Here is a 2639-nt window from a genome sequence, read left to right on the forward strand (position 1 = left end):
AGGAGGCATGGGTCAATAATGTAATGGCTATATTTCATGAGCTGGATTTGGTCAATTTTGATGAGCTCCGACATCTAGCCGCTAGCAGCTAGAAGCCCCCGCTTGGTCGCACGCAGACTTAGCCATACAAGCGCCGCAGGCGGCCCCCCTCGATCTCGGCCTCGATTCGGGATAACAGAAAAGGGACCCGGAAAATGATTTCATTTTCCGAGTCCCTTTTTTGTTATCCCTATTTCACAATACAGATGTCCTTCAGTGCCCGCTTGGGGACGCAGTAGTTTTTGTTCTCGTCCAGGTAGTACTTGATGCTGCCGTTGGCCGGGACTTCCACGATATGGCTTTCGCAGGAGGGATAGCCCAGGGCCATGAGGAGCCGGGGCTTCCAGTTTTCCGGTACCTCCAGGAGGGAGGTGACTTTATTCCATTCCACGGCTCCCAGGATGGCGGAACCGATGCCGTAGGAGCAGGCGTTGAGGGCGATATTCCGGACCGCAATGCCCGCGTCGATATCGGACCAGGGGTTGGCATGGGCTTCTTTGCAGACCAGGATAAAGGCCACCGGCTGTTCCCCTTCCTTCGGGGTACCCAGCTCTTTCGGCAGGGCGGCGGCCCAGTGGATGGCGGGCTGCAGGGCCTTCACCAGGGCCGGGTCTTTTACCACCACGTACCGGAGGACCTGGCCGTTCATGGCGCTGGATACGATGCGCACATTTTCCATGAGTTCATCCAGAATGGCAGGATCGATGGGGTCCTGGCTGAAACGGCGGTAAGTACGGCATTTGACAGAAAGTTCTTTGAAATCCATAGTGCAATCCTCCTTGAAAAAAGTGGAATTTCAGTAACTGATCAGATGGATGGTTCATAAGGGTGGTGGGTGAACGTTGCTTCGCCTGTTCGCCGGTGCGCAGCGAACTGCATTCGTAGGGAGCCGCAGGCGACTGAGAATGCAGTGAGTCGCTTTCCCCGTGGGGTTGCAGGCACTTTGCGTCGGGGGCATAAGGTGTGGGCTGCGCCGTAAGAAACACCAGACGGTCAAACATCAGAAGTCAGGCAAGTCCGCGGCAAGCGCCGCAAAATATATATTTTGCGGCGCTTGCTGATTTATGCGCCGCACCACCATTCCTAATTTCTCATTCCTGATTCCTCATTTTCATCATCCTCCCATTTCCACGGGTGCTTCCGGATGACCCGGTCGGAGTAGGGGATGAAGACGGAGAGGAGGCCGAAGGCGGCCAGGAAGAAGCAGTACCACATGTGGGGCACGATGTCCAGGGTATTAATAGTGAGGCCGCTCTGGGAAGCCAGGGCCGCGGCGGTGAGGAGCTGGGCGCCGTAGGGGAGAATCCCCTGGAAGACGCAGGAGAAGATATCCAGGAGGGACGCCGATTTTCTCGGGTCCACCCGGTACTTCGTGCTGATTTTCTTCGCCACGTCTCCGGATACGATGATGGCTACGGTGTTGTTGGCGGTGGCGCAGTCTACGAGGGACACGAGGACGGCGATGCCCACCTGGGCGGACTTCGTATTCCGGATGCTCTTCTGCAGTTTTTCGATGAGCCAGGCAATGCCGCCGTAGTAGGAAATCATTTCAGAAATGCCGCCGCAGAAGAGGGCGAGGAAGAAGGCTTCATTCATGCTGGTGAAGCCGGTCCAGATCTGCTGGGCGAAGGTAATGACGGTGAGGCTGCCCCCCAGGAGGCCGATGATGCCGGCCAGGAAAATGCCTGTCACCAGCACGAGGAATACATTGAGACCCGCCAGGGCCAGGAGGAGCACTGCCATGTAGGGCAGGACCTTGAGAAACGTGTAATCTCCGGCGGCGGGGACGGCGGTACCCGGATTTCCCAGGACCATGAGCAGGGCCACCGTGCAGAGGGCGGCGGGAAGGGCGATGAGGAAGTTCACCCGGAATTTGTCCTTCAGTTCGCAGCCCTGGGTCCTTGTGGCGGCAATGGTGGTATCGGAAATCATGGACAGGTTATCGCCGAACATGGCGCCGCCTACGCAGGCCGCCAGGAGCAGGGGGGCGGGGATGCCACTCTTTTCTGCAATGCCTGCAGCAATGGGGATGATGGCGGCCACGGTACCCATGGAGGTGCCGGTGGCGGTGCCCATGAAGGCGGAAATGAGGAAGACCCCGGCCGTGAGGAATTGGGGCGGAATGAGGCTGATGCCCAGGTTCACCGTGGCGTCCCGGCCGCCCATGGCAGCGGCTACGGCGGAAAAGGCACCGGCCAGGATGTAGATCATGAGCATGGTCATGATGTTGTCGTTACCGGCGCCTTTGGCGAAAATGCCGAACTTGTACATAATGGGGTCCCGGCTGAGGCAGAAGGCGGAAATCACGGCGATGAACATGGCGGTAACCGACGGAAACTGGTAAAAGGCCATGGCCGTCCCCTGAAGCTGGAAGTAAATGCCGGCGCCCAGGTATATGGCGATGAATATGATAAAAGGAAGGAGGGCAAAGGGATTTGCCCGGTTAGGGGATTTGTAGTTCATAGAAAACCTCGTGAAAATCAGGAGTTAGGAGTGAGGAGTGGTGGTGCAGCGCGAAAAAATTAGGAATGAGGAATGAGGAGTTAGGAATGGTGGTTAAAATGGACCCCGAGTAGTGGACACATCCGAAAGTGAGGCCC

The 2639-nt window shown here is 57.2% G+C and carries 2 protein-coding genes; both read right to left on the reverse strand.

Features of this window, described 5'->3' with window-relative positions; all coding sequences use genetic code 11:
* Nucleotides 1-229 precede the first annotated feature (229 nt).
* On the reverse strand, nucleotides 230-805 hold the full coding sequence (locus QZR21_RS08945) for a nitroreductase family protein (protein ID WP_296100421.1): 576 nt from the start codon (nucleotides 803-805) through the stop codon (nucleotides 230-232).
* A 317-nt stretch (nucleotides 806-1122) separates the two neighbouring features.
* On the reverse strand, nucleotides 1123-2502 hold the full coding sequence (locus QZR21_RS08950) for a Na+/H+ antiporter NhaC family protein (protein WP_296100419.1): 1380 nt from the start codon (nucleotides 2500-2502) through the stop codon (nucleotides 1123-1125).
* Between the last annotated feature and the right edge of the window lie 137 nt (nucleotides 2503-2639).

Origin of the sequence: uncultured Dialister sp., from assembly GCF_900541605.1 — a bacterium.
In the GTDB taxonomy this organism is placed as follows: Bacteria; Bacillota; Negativicutes; order Veillonellales; family Dialisteraceae; genus Dialister.

What these genes read in the sequence shown, in the direction of transcription:
- QZR21_RS08945 (WP_296100421.1), bottom strand. Translation starts at nt 805, where the DNA reads ATGGATTTCAAAGAACTTTCTGTCAAATGCCGTACTTACCGCCGTTTC.
- QZR21_RS08950 (WP_296100419.1), bottom strand. Translation starts at nt 2,502, where the DNA reads ATGAACTACAAATCCCCTAACCGGGCAAATCCCTTTGCCCTCCTTCCT.